Genomic DNA, 19433 nt, shown 5'->3' on the forward strand with positions numbered 1-19433 from the left:
CTTAAGGTGGTTATAGCGACGGGGCTCACCTCTTACCATTCCGAACAGAGTAGTTAAGCCCGTTAGCGCCGATGGTACTGCACTCGTGGGAGAGTAGGTCGCCGCCTTTTTTGAAAACCCTTACTTAACAGTAAGGGTTTTTTTTGCTCCTAACTTTAATATTAAGTGAATTATTCTTCAAGTATTATCCGTGATTCTGATTTGATAAATCGCTATCTTCCTGCTACTTTTAAACAGATGTAAAAAATATTCTAAAGCTTGGTATTCAACACAGTAAACTATGAATAAGGCTATCTATATTACTTCAAACAGTGCAGAAAGCGGAAAATCTATTTTAACAATTGGACTTATGAACTCATTACTTAGGCATAAACCTAAAGTAGGGTATTTTCGTCCGGTAATTGATGACACTGTAGACCCTAAAAAAGACAATCATATTAACACGGTACTTTCTTATTTCTCAATTGATGCCCGTTATGAGGATACTTATGGATATACCATGTCAAATCTCATCCGATTTTGGAACGGTAATAAACGAGAACTCATTTTAAATACCATCATTGAAAAATATAAAAGGATTGAGGATCAGTATGATTTTGTAATTGTTGAAGGCAGTGACTTTTCGCAATTCGGTTCTATAATTGAATTGGATTTGAATATTCTTATTGCTAAGAACTTAGGTATTCCTGTAATTCTAATTTCAAATGTATTTGATGATTCGATAGAGAGAAGTCTTGATAATTTACTATTGACCTATGACTCATTTGATGAAAAGGATGTTAATGTTATTGCTGTAATTGCCAATAAGGCGATGCCAGAACATTTGAGCGAAATCAATTCAAGGTTAGTTAAAATGCTACCTGAGTCTGTAGTGGTGAATACGATTCCAATTAATGAGAAACTCAAGAATCCAACCATGAAAGAATTATCAGAGGCTATAAAAGCGAATGTGATTTTTGGCGAGGGCTTATTAGATCGACCTACGGGTGACATAAAAATTGGTGCTATGCAATTGAGCCACTTTTTAGAACACATAACGGATGATGCCGTTATTGTGACTCCAGCGGATCGAGAGGATATTCTTATGGGAAGTTTGCAAGCTAATATTTCAAGCAACTACCCAAATCTTTCAGGAATTATATTAACGGGAAGTATGAAGCTGTCGGATTCGGTAGAACAATTAATAGATGGTCTTGATAAAATTATACCGATTATATCTGTAAATGAAGCCACTTTCGACATTGCATCGCAATTGGTGAATGTTAGATCTCACATTTACGCAACGAATAAGGAAAAAATAAAAATATCAATTGATGTATTTGAATCCAATGTTGATGTTAATGGGTTAATGACACATTTGGAGTCCTATGAGGTTAGTAAGGATATGACCCCAAGAATGTTTCAGTATTATTTGGTGCAACGAGCCAAGGCAGAGCGAAAGCACATTGTACTTCCAGAGGGAAGTGATGACCGTATTTTAATCGCCGCTTCTAAACTTCAGCAGCAAGATATTATTGACATTACTATTTTAGGTGAACAAGATAAAGTTGAATCCTCAGTAAAGAGGCTTAATCTTTCCTTTGATTTTAATAAAACCCCCGTCATTAACCCTGAGGAATCCGAGCATTTCGCTGATTTTACTAATACGCTATATGAACTGAGGAAGCACAAAGGTCTGAGTCCAGCAATGGCTGAAGATTTGATGATTGATGTTTCCTATTTTGGTACAATGATGGTGTATAAGGGGCTAGCCGATGGTATGGTTTCTGGGGCTGCTCACACCACTGCACATACCATTAAGCCCGCACTTCAGTTTATTAAAACGAAGCCTGGGTTTTCTGTAGTTTCATCAGTTTTTTTTATGTGTCTAGAAGATAGGGTTTCTGTTTTTGGGGATTGTGCCATTAACCCAAACCCAACCGCTGAACAGCTATCAGATATTGCTATTGCCTCTGCAGATTCAAGTATGGCATTTGGGATAGATGCCAAAATAGCTATGCTATCCTATTCTTCAGGTGTATCTGGAAAGGGAGCGGATGTTGAAATTGTAAAAGAAGCAACGGCCATTGTTAAGTCCAAAAGACCAGATCTTAAGGTCGAAGGACCTATTCAATATGATGCTGCAGTTGATCCTGAGGTTGGAAGAAAGAAGTTACCTGATTCCGAGGTGGCCGGTCAGGCAAGTGTGTTAATATTTCCTGATTTAAATACGGGAAATAATACATATAAAGCGGTACAAAGAGAAACCGGGGCATTGGCAATTGGTCCAATGTTACAAGGTTTAAATAAACCTATTAATGACCTATCTCGTGGATGCACCGTTGAAGACATTTTTAACACTGTGATTATTACAGCCATTCAGGCACAAGACAAAAGCTAAGAAATGAAGTTATTAGTACTAAATTCTGGCAGCTCATCATTAAAGTATCAGGTATTTTCAATGCCAGATGAAATGGTTCTGTGTTCAGGTCTTGTTGAGCGTATTGGGTTAGCCGAATCTAAATTCAAGCATAAATCCGGAACTAATATTTTGGAAAATAGCAAAGGCATAAATGATCATGGCCAGGCCCTAAAGCATGTGGTTGAGCTATTGTTAGATGATCAAATGGGTGTTGTATCTTCCATAAATGAGATAAAGGCAGTAGGACATCGCGTTGTTCATGGTGGTTCTTCTTTTAAAAATACCACTGTTATTACTGAGGAGGTTAAAAAGACTATTAAATCGTTATTTAACCTGGCACCTCTTCACAATCCAGCAAACTTGGACGGTATAAAAGTTGCCGAATCTGTTTTTCCAGAAGCTCTTCAGGTCGCTGTTTTTGATACGGCTTTTCATCAAACAATTCCACCTAAGGCCTATAAATATGCCATTCCTAATAAGTTTCTAGAAGAACAGCATATTCGACTTTATGGATTCCACGGAAGCAGTCACAAGTTCGTGTCTGAGCAGGCTATTAACTATTTAGGATTACCAAATTCCAAAATAATAACGATTCACCTTGGCAATGGCTGTAGTATGACCGCCATTGAGAATGGTAAAAGCTTAGATCATAGTTTAGGATTCTCGCCGGTTAATGGTTTAATTATGGGAACTAGATCGGGTGATATCGATCACTCTTTAATTTTCTATTTGGTTAATGTCTTAAAATACAATCTTAATGATGTTAATACCTTATTACAATCTAATAGTGGTTTAGTTGGACTAACAGGGTTTAGCGATATGAGAGATGTTCAGGAAGAAGCTGAAAAAGGCAACCTCCAATGCCAACTGGCATTAGATATGACATCTTATAGAATTAAAAAGTATATAGGTGCCTATACTGCTGCAATGAACGGATTGGATGCCATTGTCTTTACAGCCGGAATAGGTGAGAACTCAGCCTTAGTCCGTCAATTGGTATGCGAAGGACTAGAGTATTTTGGTATTGAACTGGACCCTTCTAAAAATATAGAACGAACGAAAGAAATTTTGGAAATTAATAGACCGGGATCTCTCGTCAAAATACTCATCATACCTACTAATGAAGAGCTTGAGATTGCCAAACAGACTTATGCTCTATCTAAACAAAGGGCATAAAAAAACCGAGATATAATCTCGGTTTTTAGGATCATTTTCAATGATTTTATCCTTTTATGACTCCTCGAGAGATCACAATTTTCTGTATTTCCGAAGTGCCTTCGTATATCTGAGTGATTTTAGCATCTCTCATTAGACGTTCTACATGATATTCTTTCACAAAACCATTTCCTCCATGGATTTGTACAGCTTCAACAGTTTGTTCCATGGCAACTTTAGAAGCATATAATTTGGCCATGGCACTAGACATGTCATGATTTAAACCTTGGTCTTTTTCCCAGGCGGCTTTCATTACCAATAAACGAGCAGCTTCAATTTCGGTATACATGTCGGCTAATTTAAAAGCAATCGCCTGATGGTTACAGATTTCTGTGCCAAATGCTTTCCTTACTTTGGAGTATTCTAAGGCCAATTCATAGGCACCTGCAGCAATTCCAAGGGCTTGAGAGGCAATTCCAATTCTTCCACCTGATAGTGTTTTCATGGCAAACTTAAATCCAAAACCATCTTCTCCAATTCTATTTTCTTTCGGCACCTTTACATCATTAAATTGAAGCGTATGCGTATCACTTCCTCTAATGCCAAGTTTATCTTCTTTTGGACCAATATCAAATCCTGGTGTGCCTTTTTCAACAATAAAGCAGTTAATTCCTCTATGACCCTTCTCACGATCAGTCTGAGCTATAACAAGGTAAACATCAGAGCGACCTCCGTTTGTAATCCAGTTCTTAGTGCCGTTGATCACATAATGGTCTCCCATGTCTATGGCCGTAGTCTTTTGTGAGGTAGCATCACTACCAGCTTCAGGCTCACTTAAACAGAAGGCTCCAACCATTTCACCTGTAGCAAGTTTGGTCAGGTATTTTTGTTTTTGCTCTTCAGTTCCAAATTTTTCAAGACCATAACAGACCAAAGAATTATTCACTGAAACAATAACAGATGCTGAGGCATCAATTTTAGATAATTCCTCCATAATAAGTACGTATGATATGGTATCCATACCACTACCGCCATATTTTGGATCAACCATGATTCCCATGAATCCTAGCTCTCCCATTTTCTTTACTAGTTCGTCTGGGAAAACTTGTTTCTCATCTCTTTCAATTACACCAGGCAAAAGTTCTGTTCTTGCAAAATCTCTCGCCGCTTCTTTGATCATTAAATGTTCTTCAGTTAAGCTAAATTCCATTGTTGAAAAATTATTGATTTTTTAAAAAAGGTTGACAAAGATAACTCTTTAATAGGGTATTTTCAATAATGATTTATATTTTTAATAATATGTTAAAGAATAGGTATAAAGTTATTGGAGTGATGTCAGGTACATCTCTTGATGGAATTGACTTTATTTGGTGCGAAATTAGCCTGGAAGATGAATGGAAATTTAAAATTTTGGCCACTGAAACGCGGCCCTATTCCATAGAATGGAAAAGCAAACTGGAGAATCTAATTAGTTTAACAGATAAAGAATTGCTCTTAACTGACCAAGACTATACAAGATTATTGTCAAAAGAGATAATCAGTTTCATTTCTCAACATAACATTTCAGATATTGATTTAATAGCTTCTCATGGTCATACCGCAAGACATTTACCTGATGAAGGGCTAACCTATCAAATTGGCAATCTTGATGAATTGGCTGACCTAGTCAACCAAAGGATCGTCTGCGATTTTAGAGTTCAGGATGTCGAATTAAATGGGCAAGGGGCACCGCTGGTACCCATAGGTGATCAACTCTTTTTTGGTGAATTTGGTTACTGTTTAAACCTGGGCGGCTTCAGTAATGTATCTTTTCAATCCAATGCAGATCGACATGCCTTCGATATAAGTCCTGTGAATATCGTCCTCAACTATTGTGCTAATAAAATGGGATTGGAATATGATAAAGATGGTCAATTAGCTGAATCCGGCAATTTAAATAAGTCCCTCTTGGAACAGCTTAATAATCTGGAATATTATAAACAATCATGGCCTAAATCTTTGGGTAAAGAATGGGTTGATGCGGTCGTATTACCATTAATTAGATCGTATAATCTAAAAGTTGAAGATGTATTAAAAACGTTTGTAGAACACATTGCTATTCAAGTTAAATCCACCATTGATCCTGGAACTACAGTTCTTGTAACTGGAGGAGGTGCCTTTAATAGCTTTTTAATGAAGCGAATTAGAAATGGCTCACAAGCTAGTTTTATCCTGCCAGAAAAGGAAATTATTGAATATAAGGAGGCTTTAATATTTGCCTTGCTTGGTGTCTTAAAAATCCGGAATGAGATCAATTGTTTGAGTTCTGTTACAGGTGCAAGCCGTGATCATTCTTCGGGGAGGATTATTGAACCAAAAATAGTGATTACTTAACCTATGAGAATAAGAGTTTGTTATATTTGTTTAACTACAATGCTTACAAGAATTGAAGAACTTCTATTCCGTATTCATAATTATCACTAACTAAGGCTAACTTAATCAGAACCATATGGAAACCATTATTGTATTAGTATTTATTGCTGGCTATTTGGCCATTACCTTGGAACACAGTATTAAAATAGACAAGCTAATACCTGCGTTGGTCATGATGGCAATAAGTTGGGCACTAATCTCACTTGGTATTGATGCCTTTCCACGTTGGTTTGATTCTGGTGAGCATGCACTATTAGAGAACTTTGGGGCCTTAGGACATGAAGATAAGATGCACCTTATGGAAGAAACCTTGTTGCATCACCTAGGAAAGACTGCTGAAATACTTGTGTTTCTATTAGGGGCCATGACCATTGTTGAAATCATAGATTATTTTGATGGATTCTCAACCATTAAGGCCGCAGTAAAGTTCAAAAGTAGACGCAAAATACTATGGTTGTTTTCTATTTTGGCCTTTTTTCTTTCTGCTATTATAGATAATCTTACGGCCACAATTGTTCTAATTTCCATATTACAGAAAATTGTTAAGGATAGAGATATTAGAATCTGGTATGCGGGATTAATAATTATCGCCGCCAATGCCGGTGGTGCATGGTCACCGATTGGTGACGTTACTACAACCATGTTATGGATTGGCAATAAAGTATCTACCCAATATCTCATAGTTTATCTATTTATTCCTTCTGTTCTCTGTATGGTAGTGCCATCTGTAATTGCTTCTTTCTTACCTCCATTTAGAGGGGAACTCGAGTTAGTAGAATCAGACAATAAATCTGTAAATAAATACAGTTCAACAATGTTGTTCCTTGGTTTGGGCGCCATTGTTTTCGTTCCAATTTTTAAGGTATTGACGCACTTACCTCCATACGTGGGGATGATGCTGTCATTGGGTGTTGTGGCTACTTTTGCTGAAATATATACGAGTTCAAGATTTACAATGTCTCAGGTAGATTCAGGACAAAGTGTTGCTCACGAACATCATAGTCCTGTACATAGATCCTTGTCACGAATTGAAATGCCAAGTATTCTGTTTTTCCTTGGAATATTAATGGCAGTAGCTGCACTAGAATCGTTAGGGATCTTATTTGGATTTGCAGATTCCTTACAAGAAACGATGCCAATGATGGGTACAGAGTTAGATCCAAATGGGGTATCTGACTTGGTGGTATTATTGCTTGGTGTAGGCTCAGCAGTAATTGATAATGTACCACTGGTCGCTGCAAGTTTAGGTATGTTCTCTGAACCTCTAGATAATGAGCTTTGGCACTTTATCGCCTACTCTGCTGGAACAGGTGGAAGTATGTTGATTATTGGATCTGCAGCTGGAGTAGTAGCCATGGGAATGGAAAAAATCGACTTCTTTTGGTACCTGCGAAAAATATCCTGGTTGGCCCTTGTTGGTTTTATGGCTGGGGCGGTAGCCTTCATGGTTACACGATCAATATTCTAAGTTGATATACTTAAGAATTTATTCTTACGTTATTAAGTTAATTTAAAGAAACAACCCAAATTTATTATATGTTATTACTGAATACGCTTCAGGAAGATGTTCAAGCGCTAAATAGCGAAGAGTCTGTTGAAAAGACACTTTCCATTATTGAACTTATAGGCAGTGGAGGAACCGCTGGAATAGTTATCATTGGGATTTTATTTGTCCTTATGGTAGTAGCCATTTATATCTATTTTGAGAGACTTTTTACGATAAAAGCAGCTTCGAAAGTCGACTCCAATTTTATGAATCAGATTAAAGATCATGTTAGTCATGGCAAAATTGAAAGTGCACAATTGTTATGTGCTCAAGTTAATTCTCCAGTGTCGAGGCTCATTGGTAAAGGAATTTCACGCATTGGCAAACCCTTGGATGATATAAACACCGCTATTGAAAACGCCGGACGACTAGAGGTATATGAACTAGAGAAAAATGTCAGCGTTTTAGCAACTATCTCAGGTGCAGCCCCAATGATTGGTTTCTTGGGAACTGTAATAGGGATGATCTTATCTATTTTTGAAATAGCCAATTCTGGAGGTCAAATAGATATAAAACTCCTGGCCGATGGATTGTATACAGCGATGACTACTACTGTTGGTGGTTTAATTGTGGGAATTGTGGCTTACATAGCCTACAATCATTTGGTAGTAAGAACCAATAAGGTTGTTTATCAAATGGAAGCGAACTCGGTTGAGTTTTTAGACCATCTAAATGAGCCCATCTAATGAATATTCGAGGAAGAAATAAAGTAACTCCGGAATTTAATATGTCTTCCATGACAGATATTGTATTCCTGTTACTCGTATTTTTTATGCTGGCTTCTACATTGGTAACTACTAGCGCTATAGATATTATACTTCCAAAAGCGAGTGGAAAAACTGAAAATAAAAGGTCAGTTTCAGTAAGTATTAAGAAGGATCTAACTTATTATATTGATCAAAAACGTGTTGGTGTCGCCTCTTTAGAGCGTCAACTTGTAGATGCTTTATCGTCACAGGATCAACCAACCATTGTTTTAAGGGCCGAGGAATCTGTCCCTGTTGAGAATGTAGTTAAGGTTATGGATATTGCCAATAGGAACAAATTCAAAGTTATACTTGCTGTACGACCAAATTAGTATATGAAGTATTTGGAGACCAAACACGAACGAAATTCAGCTAAGATCACCACTCTTATAGTGATTATAGTATTACTGTTGTTATTTGTGGTTGGACCACCTTATATGGATCCTCCTTTGGAGTATGGTGTTGCTGTTAATTTTGGAACCAGTAATGTTGGCAGCGGTTCTAAGCCAAAAGCACAACCCGTCAAGGCACCTGTTAAAAAACCTATTGAGCAATCACAGCCCAAACCTGCTGAACCTCAAAAAGTACAGGAAATGCCTAAAGCGGAAGATGTACTTACCAATGAAACTGCTGAGAGCATTGCTATAAAAAAACAGAAAGAGGCCGAGGCGAAGGCTAAGGCAGAAGCAGAGCGTATTGAGCGTGAAAAGCGTGAAGCTGAAGAACGGAGATTGCAGGAGGAGGCTGAGAAACGTAAAAAACTGGATAACCTAATAGGTGGGGTTAAAAATTCCACAAGTGCAGATGAGGGTGGTGAAGGTCCTGACAACAGTGCTGGCAACAAGGGACAGCTTAATGGCGACCCATATGCTCCGAGTTATTTTGGGGGAGCAGGACCTGGTAAAGGAGGAGTGGGATATGGACTCAATGGTCGAGGTAGACCTCAGAAACAGATATTTAAGCAAGACTGTAATGAGTACGGCATTGTAGTCGTTAGAATTAAGGTAAATCGAAATGGGCAGGTGATAAGTGCTGAGACAGGAATTAAAGGAACAACAAATTCCCATCCCTGTCTAATAGATCCAGCCAGAAAGATAGCGCTATCTCATAAATGGCCAGCAGATTCAAAGGCACCAGCTGAACAGGTTGGTTTTGTAAGTATCAACTTTGACGTTTCTCAATAATAATGTCTTATCAAGAGACTATAAATTGGTTGTTCAATCAGCTACCCATGTATCAAAAGCAGGGAAAAACAGCCTATAAAGCCGATCTCTCTAATACAATTCTACTCACTAAACATTTAGGAAATCCTGAGTCTGATTTTAAATCGGTCCATGTTGGCGGTACCAATGGAAAGGGATCCACCAGCCATATTCTATGCTCCGTTTTAATGGAGGCTGGCTATAAGGTTGGCTTATACACGTCCCCCCATTTAAAAGATTTTAGAGAGCGCATTAGAATAAACGGTAAAATGATTGAAGAGTCTTATGTCGTGAACTTCGTTGAAGAGAATAAATCGTTTTTTGAAGCGAATAGTTTGTCATTTTTTGAAATGACAGTTGGTATGGCCTTTACCTACTTTAGAGATGAGAAGGTCGATATTGCGATTATTGAGGTGGGGCTTGGTGGTCGACTTGATTCTACAAATATTATTGAACCAGAGCTAGCTGTTATAACCAATATTGGCTATGATCATATGCAATTTTTAGGGGATACCTTAGAGAAAATTGCCGCAGAAAAGGCAGGTATAATTAAAGCTGGGATTCCTGTAGTCATTGGAGAAACTGTTGGAGAAACCAAACCGGTTTTTAATGCAAAAGCAGAGGAACAAGGTGCTAAAATAATTTTTGCAGAAGATATAATCCTTAATGAAGTACCGAACAGTGATTTAAAGGGCATTTATCAGAAAAAAAATTTGAGGACAGCCTTAGTAGCGCTTCAAGAGCTCAGAAATAGATTTAACAGAATCAATACAAAAAATATTTCTGACGGATTTACCAATGTTGAAAGGAATACCGGCCTAATGGGACGTTGGCAGGTTTTTAATAACGAGCCTTTGACAGTTGCAGATACAGCTCATAATAAGGAGGGAATTATGGAGGTGGTGCATCAGATCAATGATCAATCATTTAACCAACTACATCTGGTACTTGGTTTTGTTAATGACAAGAACATTGAAGAGCTGTTATCATTCTTTCCGGCAAAAGCTCAGTATTACTTTTGTGAACCTAAGATTGCCAGAGGTTTACCACTTAATTCATTGATTGAAATCTCAAGTAGATTAGGTTTAAATGGTACTGCTTATGACTCCGTTAGTAAGGCATTTAAGGCCGCTAAGAAACAGGCTAATAAAGAAGATATGATCTTTATTGGTGGCAGTACATTTGTGGTGGCAGAAGTGGTCTAACATTTTTATAAAAAAGTTTTTGAGGAATTAAAAACTAGGTTATATTTGCAGTCCAATAATCGGGCGCGTAGCTCAGTTGGTTCAGAGCACTTGGTTTACACCCAAGGGGTCAGGGGTTCGAATCCCTTCGCGCCCACGAAAGTCCGTAGCAATACGGACTTTTATTTTTTAGGGTCATTAACTCAGTTGGTTCAGAGTGTTACCTTGACAGGGTAGAAGTCACTGGTTCGAATCCAGTATGACCCACAAAAAAAGTCCAAACATATGTTTGGACTTTTTTCGTATAGATTACAACCTATTCAAAGTCTAGATAATCCAAAATACGTTCGAGTGCCATGCCACGGGATCCTTTGATCAATACTTGCGCATTTTTGAGTTTTATTGATTTTAAAGTGTCTATCGCCGTACTGAAAGACTCAAATTTCTGAGTCGCGCTCTCGGTCACCGTACTATAAAAATGATTTCCCAATAAATAGACATTAGTATTGAAATGCTTTTCAGCATAATCAACGATTTCCTGATGTTCTTTTTGTGCATCTTCTCCCAATTCAAACATATCTCCTAGGAATAAAAACTTATTATTGGAATTTAGCTTATTAAAATTAACAAGAGCGGCGATCATGCTTGTTGGATTGGCATTATAGGCATCCATGATAATCTGATTACTGCCACGACTTATAATTTCTGATCTGTTGTTATCGGGTACGTATGCTTCAATACCAGATTTTATTGATTCTAGGGATAGTTTAAAATACCCTCCAATGGCCACTGCTACTGCAATGTTTCCAAAATTATAGTCGCCAATTAATCGGCTATTTATGATCGTTTCATTATAGCTAATGGTTACATAAGGATCCACGGACTCCAATTGAATCCTGAAATTATTGGCTATTGCACTGCCAAAACCTATGACATTAGCGTAATCTCCAATTTGTTTAAGTTGTTTTTCATCGTCATTATTTATGAAAGCATACTTCCCATTTAATTTTAAATAATCATACAATTCAGATTTTCCTTTAATAACCCCTTCTTCGCCTCCAAATCCTTCCAAATGTGCTTTTCCAAAATTGGTAATAAGACCAAAATCGGGTTGGGATATAGTGCATAAAAATTCTATCTCTTTCTGATGATTGGCTCCCATCTCTACAATACCAAAATCTAAATCCAGATCAAAGGATAAAATGCTTAAGGGGACGCCGATATGATTGTTGAGATTTCCCTGAGTACATGACACCTTCTTGGAAATAGCCAACACACTGTAAATCAATTCTTTTGTTGTGGTCTTTCCATTACTGCCTGTTAATCCAATAATGGGAAAGGTAAATTGTGATCTATGAAGTCTTGCGAGATCCTGCAAGCACTCAAGAACATCATCAACCAAAATAGTACCATCACTGCTGTAATTGGCATCATCTATAACTGCGTATTTCGCACCAAGTTCTATAGCCTTTTGTGCAAATTGATTTGCATTAAAGTTAGGACCCTTTAAAGCAAAAAATAAGCATCCTTCTTTAATTTTTCTAGTGTCTGTGCATACCCCCGAACACTCTTTGAAATATTGATATAATTCATCTGTGGTCATAAAACGAAAATAAAAAAAGTCCTGGCAAAATAACCAGGACTCTTGATATATAATTAAAACTGTATTTAGACTAATTTCTTCGTTTAGTAGGGTTCAATGATTTAGATCCTACTCTAGATACAGCACATCTGAAGCCAATGTAATCCGTGGCCATATCCTGGGGGAAATAACGTCTCTGTGCTGGGTCTAACCAGTAAGCTCTATCTCTCCATGATCCACCTTTGAATACTCTTACTTCATCACTGATAAGGGTGGTTCTTCCGTTAGAGTCATCAAAAGATCTAACAAGTTCCCCGGTTTCAGGGTCTAGTTCTACTTTATGACTTGGAGAGTTATACATTTCTTTTGTGTCGGTATTATCCGCAATTGGAGTTTCATCAAAACTATCTCTATAAGCTCTAGAAGAATTTTTATCACCATCGCGGTAGTTTCTATTGTCACTTCTATCGAAGTTCGTTCTTAAGTAAGTTTCAGAGTCACCTACAGGCGCGGTAGCTATTTCTCCAGGTAAATCTCTGGCTATAACACGACCACTGCTTAAGGTATCATAAACAATTTCAGTTGCAGTTACAACTTTCACAGAACCATCATCATTCAATAAATTCTTGGTGTATACATTCCCACGGTAGTAGTTAAAGTCGTTAAATTCATCGTCAACAATTGGTCTGTAAACATCGGCAACCCATTCTGCAACGTTACCAGCCATATCATATAAACCATGATCGTTTGGTGCATAAGTCATCACAGCTGCAGTGATATCTGCACCATCGTCAGACCATCCTGCAATTCCACCATAGTCACCCTTACCTTGTTTGAAGTTGGCCAATTGGTCACCGCGATTTACACGCTTTCCTGATCTTGTGTATTGACCATCCCAAGGGTATTTTTTACGTCCTCTGTAGACATTGTAATCTCTTAATTCACTTAATCCAAGAGCGGCATATTCCCATTCAGCTTCAGTAGGTAACCTATATTTAACAGTAATCAAACCACTTTCAAGTCCTGCATAAACATTGATTGGATTACCATCGGCATCGGTTTGCTGACGTCTTTTTCCGCCTTGAAGTACTTCTTCGTTACCTCCATATACTTGATTAGGGGCATTTACATAAGTATCAATGTCAAAGGTACTTTCAGCATTGAGATCTGTGTATTGAGAATCTCTTTTAAGATAACCAGCATTCTGTAATGACATTTCTGCTACTCTGTTTGATCTCCATTGAGCGTATTCAACTGCTTGAATCCAACTCACACCTACAACAGGGTAATCTCCGTAGGCAGGATGACGCAAATAATTTTCAGTCATCATCTCATTGTATCCCAATCGATTTCTCCAAACTAGAGTGTCTGGTAATGCTCCTTTATAAATATTGGCATAATTAGGATCCTCTGGAGGATATACTGTTTTTAAATAATCTAAGTACATTAAGTAATTCTGGTTGGTCACCTCATGTTCATCCATGTAAAAGGATTGGATGTGTTGTTGGGTAGGAGTATTATTCCAATCGTGCATAGGATCATCTTGAACCTTACCCATTGTAAAAGTTCCACCTTCTATAAAGGCTGTCCCTGGAGGAGTTTCTTGCTCCTTATAATTGGTATTATATTGAAATCCTCCATTTCTATTATTGATCTGCCACCCTGTAGCGCTATCAATGTTTCCGTTTGAGGATCTACCGCAACTGAATGCGACCGCTGAGAGGGCTATCAGCGTTATAAATCTAAGGTTAAATACAGTTTTCATATCCATAAGATTAAGTAAGCTCGTTAAATTTTAGGTGTGCAATATAGTAATTAAACCTAAACCTCCAACTTTTTTTTGTGTGAAATTGCAAAAAATAGTGTATTTCATCCGTTTTTTTATGCATAATATCGGATTTTTGCACATTTCATCGATGAAATACACACCTGAAATAACAGTTAAAAATTAAATTAATATTGTACTTTTGAGTTAAAAATTGACCCATAATAATAAGCCTTATCAAAAGGCGTTATTTTTCTATGAGAACGAGCCTTCTTGCTGTTTTATTTTTCTCTTTTCTTATTTCTTTTGCGCAAAACCAAGAATTTAACATTATTTGGGGAGAGTCCCAATCGTTGGATACTGGCTACGGGGCGATTAAAGTTCCAGTTGTTGAAAATTTTAGGTCGTCATACGACGATGAGCGTGGCTTTTATATCTACAAAGAACTTGAACAATCTGTTTCACCGAGTGCGAGTTTTAGTAATTTGAAATATGAAATTGTACCAGCTTCACAGTTGTTCGATCTTGATTTGGATCTTTTACCAGCTGAAGTAAAAGCTGACTATTCGGTTACTACTTCAAGAGGCCAGCGAAAAGGGTTCGTTTATTTAAGCCCCATCATCAAGGTTGATGGTGTGTATCAACGCCTGGTGTCATTTGAATTGACATTTTCATCATCATTCACGGCAAATCTTAATTCATCAGTTGATAATAACACAATAACTAATTCGGTTCTGGCTACTGGAGATTGGTATCGTTTTTATGTCGAGGATTCTGGTGTTTTTCGATTAGACAGAGGTTTTTTAAACGATTTGGGCATAAACACCAATAACCTTGATCCAAGAACAATTAGGATTTTTGGAAATGGCGGACAAATGATTCCTCAAAGAAATTCAGTGCCTTACCCCATTGATCCGACGGAATTAGCGATTTGGGTTTCAGGTGAAGATGACGGTTCTTTTGATAATGGTGATTTTGTCTTGTTCTATGCACAAGGACCCCATGGTATACATCAACGTTCCTACAATCAACAGTTCAATTCGAATATTAATCTATTCACAGACAGAACCTATTATTATGTGAACGTTAGTTCGGCAAATGGAAAACGTGTACAAAATAGGATCCAGCCTGATGAAGAAGCAAATATTCAAATAGATACCTTTCAAGATTACCAATATTATGAGGTAGATGAGGAAAACCTGGTTAAGATTGGCCGCAGGTGGTTTGGTGAGGACTTCAGTTTTGAGAATGAGCGTGTCTTTGAATTTGAGTTTCCTAACCTGGTTTCATCAGAGCCCCTAGTATTTGATATCGCTTTTGGATCAGTAGCGCCTATCCCAACGCAAACATCTATGGACATAAGTATTAATGGACAATCGTTTAACCAGAGTTTAATTTCGGTTGATTTAAATGGCTCCATACTGGCATCAGCATCAACTTTTTTTAGAGAAGTGAACTTAAACACGGACGCAGTTAGCGTTCAATTAAATTACAATAATGGCGGTAATCCTACAGCTAATGCCTATTTAGATTACATTAATATTGAAGCGACACGGCAACTTATTTTTGAAGGAGTACCTTTGCATTTTAGTAATAAATCCGTACCGACTTCACCCGGTATAGTACAATATAATCTGTCTTCTGCAAGTCAAGTCGCCCAGATTTGGGACATTACTGATAGATTTAATATTGGGTCTTACACAAATACAGATGGAGATAGTAATTATTCCTTTAAAGCAATTTCAGGGGAAGAAAGAGAATACATAGCCTTCAGTTATTCTAATGTTCCTGTGCCGTCGAGAGATGTGAATTCTAGAGTAATCAATCAAAACTTAAAAGGTACTGTATTTCAAAACGATAATAATCAGTTCGAAGATGTTGATTATATAATGGTTTCACCAGATATTCTTATTAGTCAGGCGGAACGTCTTGCAGATATCAACAGGTCAAATTATGATCTTAACATACGTGTGGTATCCCTAACGAGTATTTATAACGAGTTTGGTTCAGGGAATATAGATATTAGTGCTATTAGGAATTTTATTCGATATGTATATTCCAACGCGAGTTCTCCAAATAATCGGGTAAAATATGTGTGCTTGTTTGGTGATGGATCCTATGATTATAAGGATAGAATACCTAATAACACCAATTTAGCACCACCTTGGTATAGTGAGAATAGTTTTAGTTTAACAGGTTCTTTTGTTTCGGATGATTATTATGGAATGATGGATGAATTTGAGGGTCAAATGTTAATCACAGACCGTCTTGATATTGCCATGGGTAGAATACTCGCAGAAAATCCGAAACGCGCTCGAGAAATGGTGGATAAAATTCAGCAATATTATGAAGAGGAGTCCTTTGGTAGTTGGCGTAATAATGTCCTCTTAGTCTCCGATGATGTTGATGAAAGTTGGGAGCGGATATTGCAACAAACCACTGATGACATTGGAACTGCAGTAGAAGGTGAAAAACCATTTTTAAACATGGTAAAGATTCATTCGGATGCCTTTATTCAAGAATCATCTCCTGCAGGTGATCGCTACCCAGAAGTCAATGAGCGGTTTAAGGATCGTGTGGATGTTGGGGCCTTAGTTGTTAATTATTTTGGACATGGGGGTGAAGATGGTTTGGCTAAGGAAAGAATTCTGGATAAAAATGATGCACAAGAGTTTAGTAACCTCTGCAAGTACAATTGTTTTGTTACAGTTACTTGTGAATACACTAAGTTTGATGATCCTAACAGAACTACTGCAGGGGAGTTTACTTATTGGAATACCAATGGGGGATCAACTAGTATGATTACAACAACTCGGCAAATATTTGTTACAGTTGGGGTTGCCTATAATATTGTGCTCGAGGAATATTTGTTTGCATTTGGATCAAATGATTATCCTTCCGCTGCTGAAGCCTTAAGATTAACAAAGATTGATCCGAGGATAGCAGGGAGTAGTCAAAAAAGACTTGTTTATTTTATCGGTGATCCAGCCATGAAACTCACTTTTCCAAAACCAAACATTAGATTGGCTTCAATAAATGATATTCCTATTGACCAGGTAACTGATGTCTTAGAGGCTTTATCTTATGCTAAAATTGGTGGCGAAGTTCTCGATGAGAATAATCAATTGATTGATGATTTTAACGGTGTGGTGACCGTGACCGTTTATGATAAACCTATAGACAGGCAGACCTTAGCTAATGATGGGGTTACCGATGCAACAGGTCAATTGATAAAAATGGATTTTAATACCTTAGGTGAGGTAGTCTTTAAAGGTCAGGCAACGGTTACGAATGGCATATTTGATGTCGATTTTATTGTGCCAAGAGACATTGGAATTCCAGTTGGTCGGGGTAAGGTTAGTTTTTACGCTAAGGAGAACAATGTCTTAGTGGATAGGGCAGGACACAGTTTTGACATAAATATTGGTGGAATTAATGAAAATGCCACTGAAGACAATCAAGGTCCTGAAATACGTCTATTTATGAATGATGAGAATTTTGTAGATGGTGGAATTACAGGATCATCGCCTACCCTGATAGCTAAACTCCAAGACGAAAATGGAATTAATACTGCCAGTGGTATAGGTCATGATATTGTTGCTATATTGGATGGGGATGAGACCAATCCAATAGTTCTAAACGACTATTATCAAGCGGAAGTGGATGATTATACAAATGGTGTGGTGTCCTTTGCTTTAAGAGATATAGAGCCAGGTATACATACATTGACACTACGAGCATGGGATGTTTACAATAATTCCGCCATATCTGAACTTCAATTTAATGTTTTCAACGAGAACGAAGAGCTTGTTATCGATAATGTTTTAAACTATCCGAACCCCTTTGTAGATTACACGGAATTTTGGTTTAACCATAATAGCCCGGATCAATTGGATATTTCAGTTCAAATATTCACTGTCTCTGGAAAGCTGGTTAGAACCTTAAACGGACAAACAGCAGCGGGTGGAAAAACGACGTCGTCTCTATCACGAGATATAATATGGGATGGTCGCGATGATTTTGGTGAAAAAATAGGTAAAGGAACTTATATATATAAACTAAAAGTAAAATCTAACCGTTTAAATAAACAAGTTCAAAAAATTCAAAAACTTGTTATTCTTTAATAAAGTATATTTGTTAAAGGACGCTGCATAAAAACAACAGTGATTAAGCAACCAAATAAATCATGAAAAATTACTTACCGATCTTATTCTGCTTTTTAGCAGTAATGACACTCAATGCCCAGGATATAATTGTGCAGGATATTCCAGACCCTAATGATAGCCGTGTAATTACAACTGGTATTCCCTTTTTATTAGTCGCGCCTGATGCTAGGGCTGCAAGTTTAGGTGACCAAGGTGTTGCCACAGGTCAAGATGTTTTTTCACAACACTGGAACATGTCTAAATATGCCTTCTCAGAAGCGAAATCAGGATTAGGAATAAGTTATACTCCATATCTCTCTAGATTAGCCAATGATATTGATTTAGGATATGTAGCATACTTCAATAGACTTAACGAATTCAGTGCTGTTTCTGGAAGTTTCAGGTATTTTGGACTGGGTGAGATATTATTGACTCAAGGGCCAAATGACCCAGGCGTGTTAGTAAACCCTAACGAGTTTGCTCTGGATTTAGGATATTCTCTAAGACTTTCAAACCAGTTTGCAATGTCAATTGGAATGCGTTATGTGCGGTCTGACCTTAGATTAGCCGCAGATCCAAATTCAAATGCTCAGGCTGCTAATACATTTAATGTGGATATTAGCGGATATTATCAAAGCGAGGAAATTGCTTATACTGACTTTAATGGTAGATGGCATGGCGGATTTGCTATCCAAAATCTGGGACCAAAATTTCGATATGATGATGGAGGGCAACAAAACTTTCAACCGTCTAATTTACGTTTAGGGGGTGGGTTTGACTTTATTTTTGATCAGTACAATACGTTAGCCCTTAATGCAGAATTTACGAAGTTATTAGTGCCAACACCGCCATTAAGAGGTGATCGTCGTACGTTTGAGGATGTTGATGGTGATGGAGTTTATGACCCAGATGTTGATAATGAAATTAGTTATGACGAAGGTGTTATTCTTGCGGGAAGAGATGATAACGTTGACTTTTTATCAGGTGTTTTTCAATCCTTTGGGGATGCCCCAGGTGGCTTTAGTGAAGAACTTAGAGAAATTACCTGGGCACTAGGCGCTGAATACCGTTATCAGGATTCCTTTTCATTGAGGGGAGGATATTTTAACGAAGCATCAGATAAAGGTGGTAGATCCTTTTTCTCCTTGGGTGCAGGTTTTAAGTACACCACCATTGAAATAGATTTGTCATACCTGTTTGCTACTGGTGCACTTCAAAATCCTTTAGAGAATACCTTGCGATTCTCACTAACCTTTAATTTTGGTGAAGAAACGTATCAGGAATTTTAGTACTAT

General features: G+C 37.5%; 13 protein-coding genes, 2 tRNA genes and 1 rRNA gene. 13 read left to right on the plus strand and 3 right to left on the minus strand.

Features of this window, described 5'->3' with window-relative positions:
• Positions 1 to 2 precede the first annotated feature (2 nt).
• From rrf to DN064_RS13270, 3 genes are all read left to right on the plus strand, one after another.
• Positions 3 to 110: ribosomal RNA gene (gene rrf, locus DN064_RS13260) — 5S ribosomal RNA — on the plus strand.
• Between the two features lie 170 nt (positions 111 to 280).
• Positions 281 to 2380: a phosphate acetyltransferase gene (gene pta, locus DN064_RS13265; protein ID WP_115463153.1), complete on the plus strand. Its 2100-nt coding sequence runs from the start codon at positions 281 to 283 to the stop codon at positions 2378 to 2380.
• Positions 2381 to 2383: 3 nt separating this feature from the next.
• Positions 2384 to 3577, plus strand: coding sequence for an acetate/propionate family kinase (locus DN064_RS13270; protein WP_115463154.1), 1194 nt, complete (start codon positions 2384 to 2386; stop codon positions 3575 to 3577).
• Between the two features lie 46 nt (positions 3578 to 3623).
• On the opposite strand, the gene DN064_RS13275 is transcribed toward DN064_RS13270, so the two are convergent.
• Positions 3624 to 4766, minus strand: coding sequence for an acyl-CoA dehydrogenase (locus DN064_RS13275; RefSeq protein ID WP_115463155.1), 1143 nt, complete (start codon positions 4764 to 4766; stop codon positions 3624 to 3626).
• Positions 4767 to 4855: 89 nt separating this feature from the next.
• Here DN064_RS13275 and DN064_RS13280 point away from each other — a divergent pair, with 89 nt between their 5' ends.
• From DN064_RS13280 to DN064_RS13315, 8 genes are all read left to right on the plus strand, one after another.
• Positions 4856 to 5929 carry an anhydro-N-acetylmuramic acid kinase gene (locus tag DN064_RS13280; protein ID WP_115463282.1) on the plus strand — a complete coding sequence of 358 codons (1074 nt, stop codon included), beginning with the start codon at positions 4856 to 4858 and terminating at the stop codon, positions 5927 to 5929.
• Between the two features lie 115 nt (positions 5930 to 6044).
• On the plus strand, positions 6045 to 7436 hold the full coding sequence (gene nhaD / locus DN064_RS13285) for a sodium:proton antiporter NhaD (protein ID WP_115463156.1): 1392 nt from the start codon (positions 6045 to 6047) through the stop codon (positions 7434 to 7436).
• 68 nt (positions 7437 to 7504) lie between these two features.
• On the plus strand, positions 7505 to 8200 hold the full coding sequence (locus tag DN064_RS13290; protein WP_115463157.1) for a MotA/TolQ/ExbB proton channel family protein: 696 nt from the start codon (positions 7505 to 7507) through the stop codon (positions 8198 to 8200).
• Entirely contained in the window at positions 8200 to 8592 is a 393-nt protein-coding gene (locus DN064_RS13295; protein WP_115463158.1) for an ExbD/TolR family protein, read from the plus strand. The genes DN064_RS13290 and DN064_RS13295 overlap by 1 nt, the downstream gene beginning before the upstream one ends.
• Before the next feature lie 3 nt (positions 8593 to 8595).
• A complete protein-coding gene (locus DN064_RS13300) occupies positions 8596 to 9444 on the plus strand; it encodes an energy transducer TonB (protein WP_115463159.1) in 849 nt (282 codons plus the stop codon).
• A 47-nt stretch (positions 9445 to 9491) separates the two neighbouring features.
• Positions 9492 to 10667, plus strand: a complete 1176-nt coding sequence (locus DN064_RS13305) for a bifunctional folylpolyglutamate synthase/dihydrofolate synthase (protein WP_317047374.1) — start codon at positions 9492 to 9494, stop codon at positions 10665 to 10667.
• A 61-nt stretch (positions 10668 to 10728) separates the two neighbouring features.
• A tRNA-Val gene (locus DN064_RS13310) sits at positions 10729 to 10803 on the plus strand.
• 35 nt (positions 10804 to 10838) lie between these two features.
• Positions 10839 to 10913, plus strand: a tRNA-Val gene (locus tag DN064_RS13315).
• Positions 10914 to 10962: 49 nt separating this feature from the next.
• Here the strand turns inward: DN064_RS13315 and DN064_RS13320 are convergent.
• Positions 10963 to 12249, minus strand: coding sequence for a UDP-N-acetylmuramoyl-tripeptide--D-alanyl-D-alanine ligase (locus DN064_RS13320; protein ID WP_115463161.1), 1287 nt, complete (start codon positions 12247 to 12249; stop codon positions 10963 to 10965).
• A gap of 70 nt (positions 12250 to 12319) precedes the next feature.
• Positions 12320 to 13999 (minus strand): gliding motility lipoprotein GldJ, encoded by a 1680-nt coding sequence (gldJ, locus tag DN064_RS13325; RefSeq protein WP_198659449.1) that lies wholly within the window; start codon positions 13997 to 13999, stop codon positions 12320 to 12322.
• Positions 14000 to 14250: 251 nt separating this feature from the next.
• Between gldJ and porU the strand changes: the two genes are divergently transcribed.
• Together porU and porV are read left to right on the plus strand one after the other, a co-directional pair.
• Positions 14251 to 18117 (plus strand): type IX secretion system sortase PorU, encoded by a 3867-nt coding sequence (gene porU / locus DN064_RS13330; protein ID WP_115463162.1) that lies wholly within the window; start codon positions 14251 to 14253, stop codon positions 18115 to 18117.
• A gap of 62 nt (positions 18118 to 18179) precedes the next feature.
• On the plus strand, positions 18180 to 19427 hold the full coding sequence (gene porV, locus DN064_RS13335) for a type IX secretion system outer membrane channel protein PorV (RefSeq protein WP_115463163.1): 1248 nt from the start codon (positions 18180 to 18182) through the stop codon (positions 19425 to 19427).
• The last annotated feature ends 6 nt before the right edge of the window (positions 19428 to 19433 follow it).

This window comes from Winogradskyella aurantiaca, assembly GCF_003362725.1.
In the GTDB taxonomy this organism is placed as follows: Bacteria; Bacteroidota; Bacteroidia; order Flavobacteriales; family Flavobacteriaceae; genus Winogradskyella_A; species Winogradskyella_A aurantiaca.

Coding starts and splice junctions, on each gene's coding strand:
- pta (WP_115463153.1), top strand. CDS start 281: ATGAATAAGGCTATCTATATTACTTCAAACAGTGCAGAAAGCGGAAAA.
- DN064_RS13270 (WP_115463154.1), top strand. CDS start 2,384: ATGAAGTTATTAGTACTAAATTCTGGCAGCTCATCATTAAAGTATCAG.
- DN064_RS13275 (WP_115463155.1), bottom strand. CDS start 4,766: ATGGAATTTAGCTTAACTGAAGAACATTTAATGATCAAAGAAGCGGCG.
- DN064_RS13280 (WP_115463282.1), top strand. CDS start 4,856: ATGTTAAAGAATAGGTATAAAGTTATTGGAGTGATGTCAGGTACATCT.
- nhaD (WP_115463156.1), top strand. CDS start 6,045: ATGGAAACCATTATTGTATTAGTATTTATTGCTGGCTATTTGGCCATT.
- DN064_RS13290 (WP_115463157.1), top strand. CDS start 7,505: ATGTTATTACTGAATACGCTTCAGGAAGATGTTCAAGCGCTAAATAGC.
- DN064_RS13295 (WP_115463158.1), top strand. CDS start 8,200: ATGAATATTCGAGGAAGAAATAAAGTAACTCCGGAATTTAATATGTCT.
- DN064_RS13300 (WP_115463159.1), top strand. CDS start 8,596: ATGAAGTATTTGGAGACCAAACACGAACGAAATTCAGCTAAGATCACC.
- DN064_RS13305 (WP_317047374.1), top strand. CDS start 9,492: ATGTATCAAAAGCAGGGAAAAACAGCCTATAAAGCCGATCTCTCTAAT.
- DN064_RS13320 (WP_115463161.1), bottom strand. CDS start 12,249: ATGACCACAGATGAATTATATCAATATTTCAAAGAGTGTTCGGGGGTA.
- gldJ (WP_198659449.1), bottom strand. CDS start 13,999: ATGGATATGAAAACTGTATTTAACCTTAGATTTATAACGCTGATAGCC.
- porU (WP_115463162.1), top strand. CDS start 14,251: ATGAGAACGAGCCTTCTTGCTGTTTTATTTTTCTCTTTTCTTATTTCT.
- porV (WP_115463163.1), top strand. CDS start 18,180: ATGAAAAATTACTTACCGATCTTATTCTGCTTTTTAGCAGTAATGACA.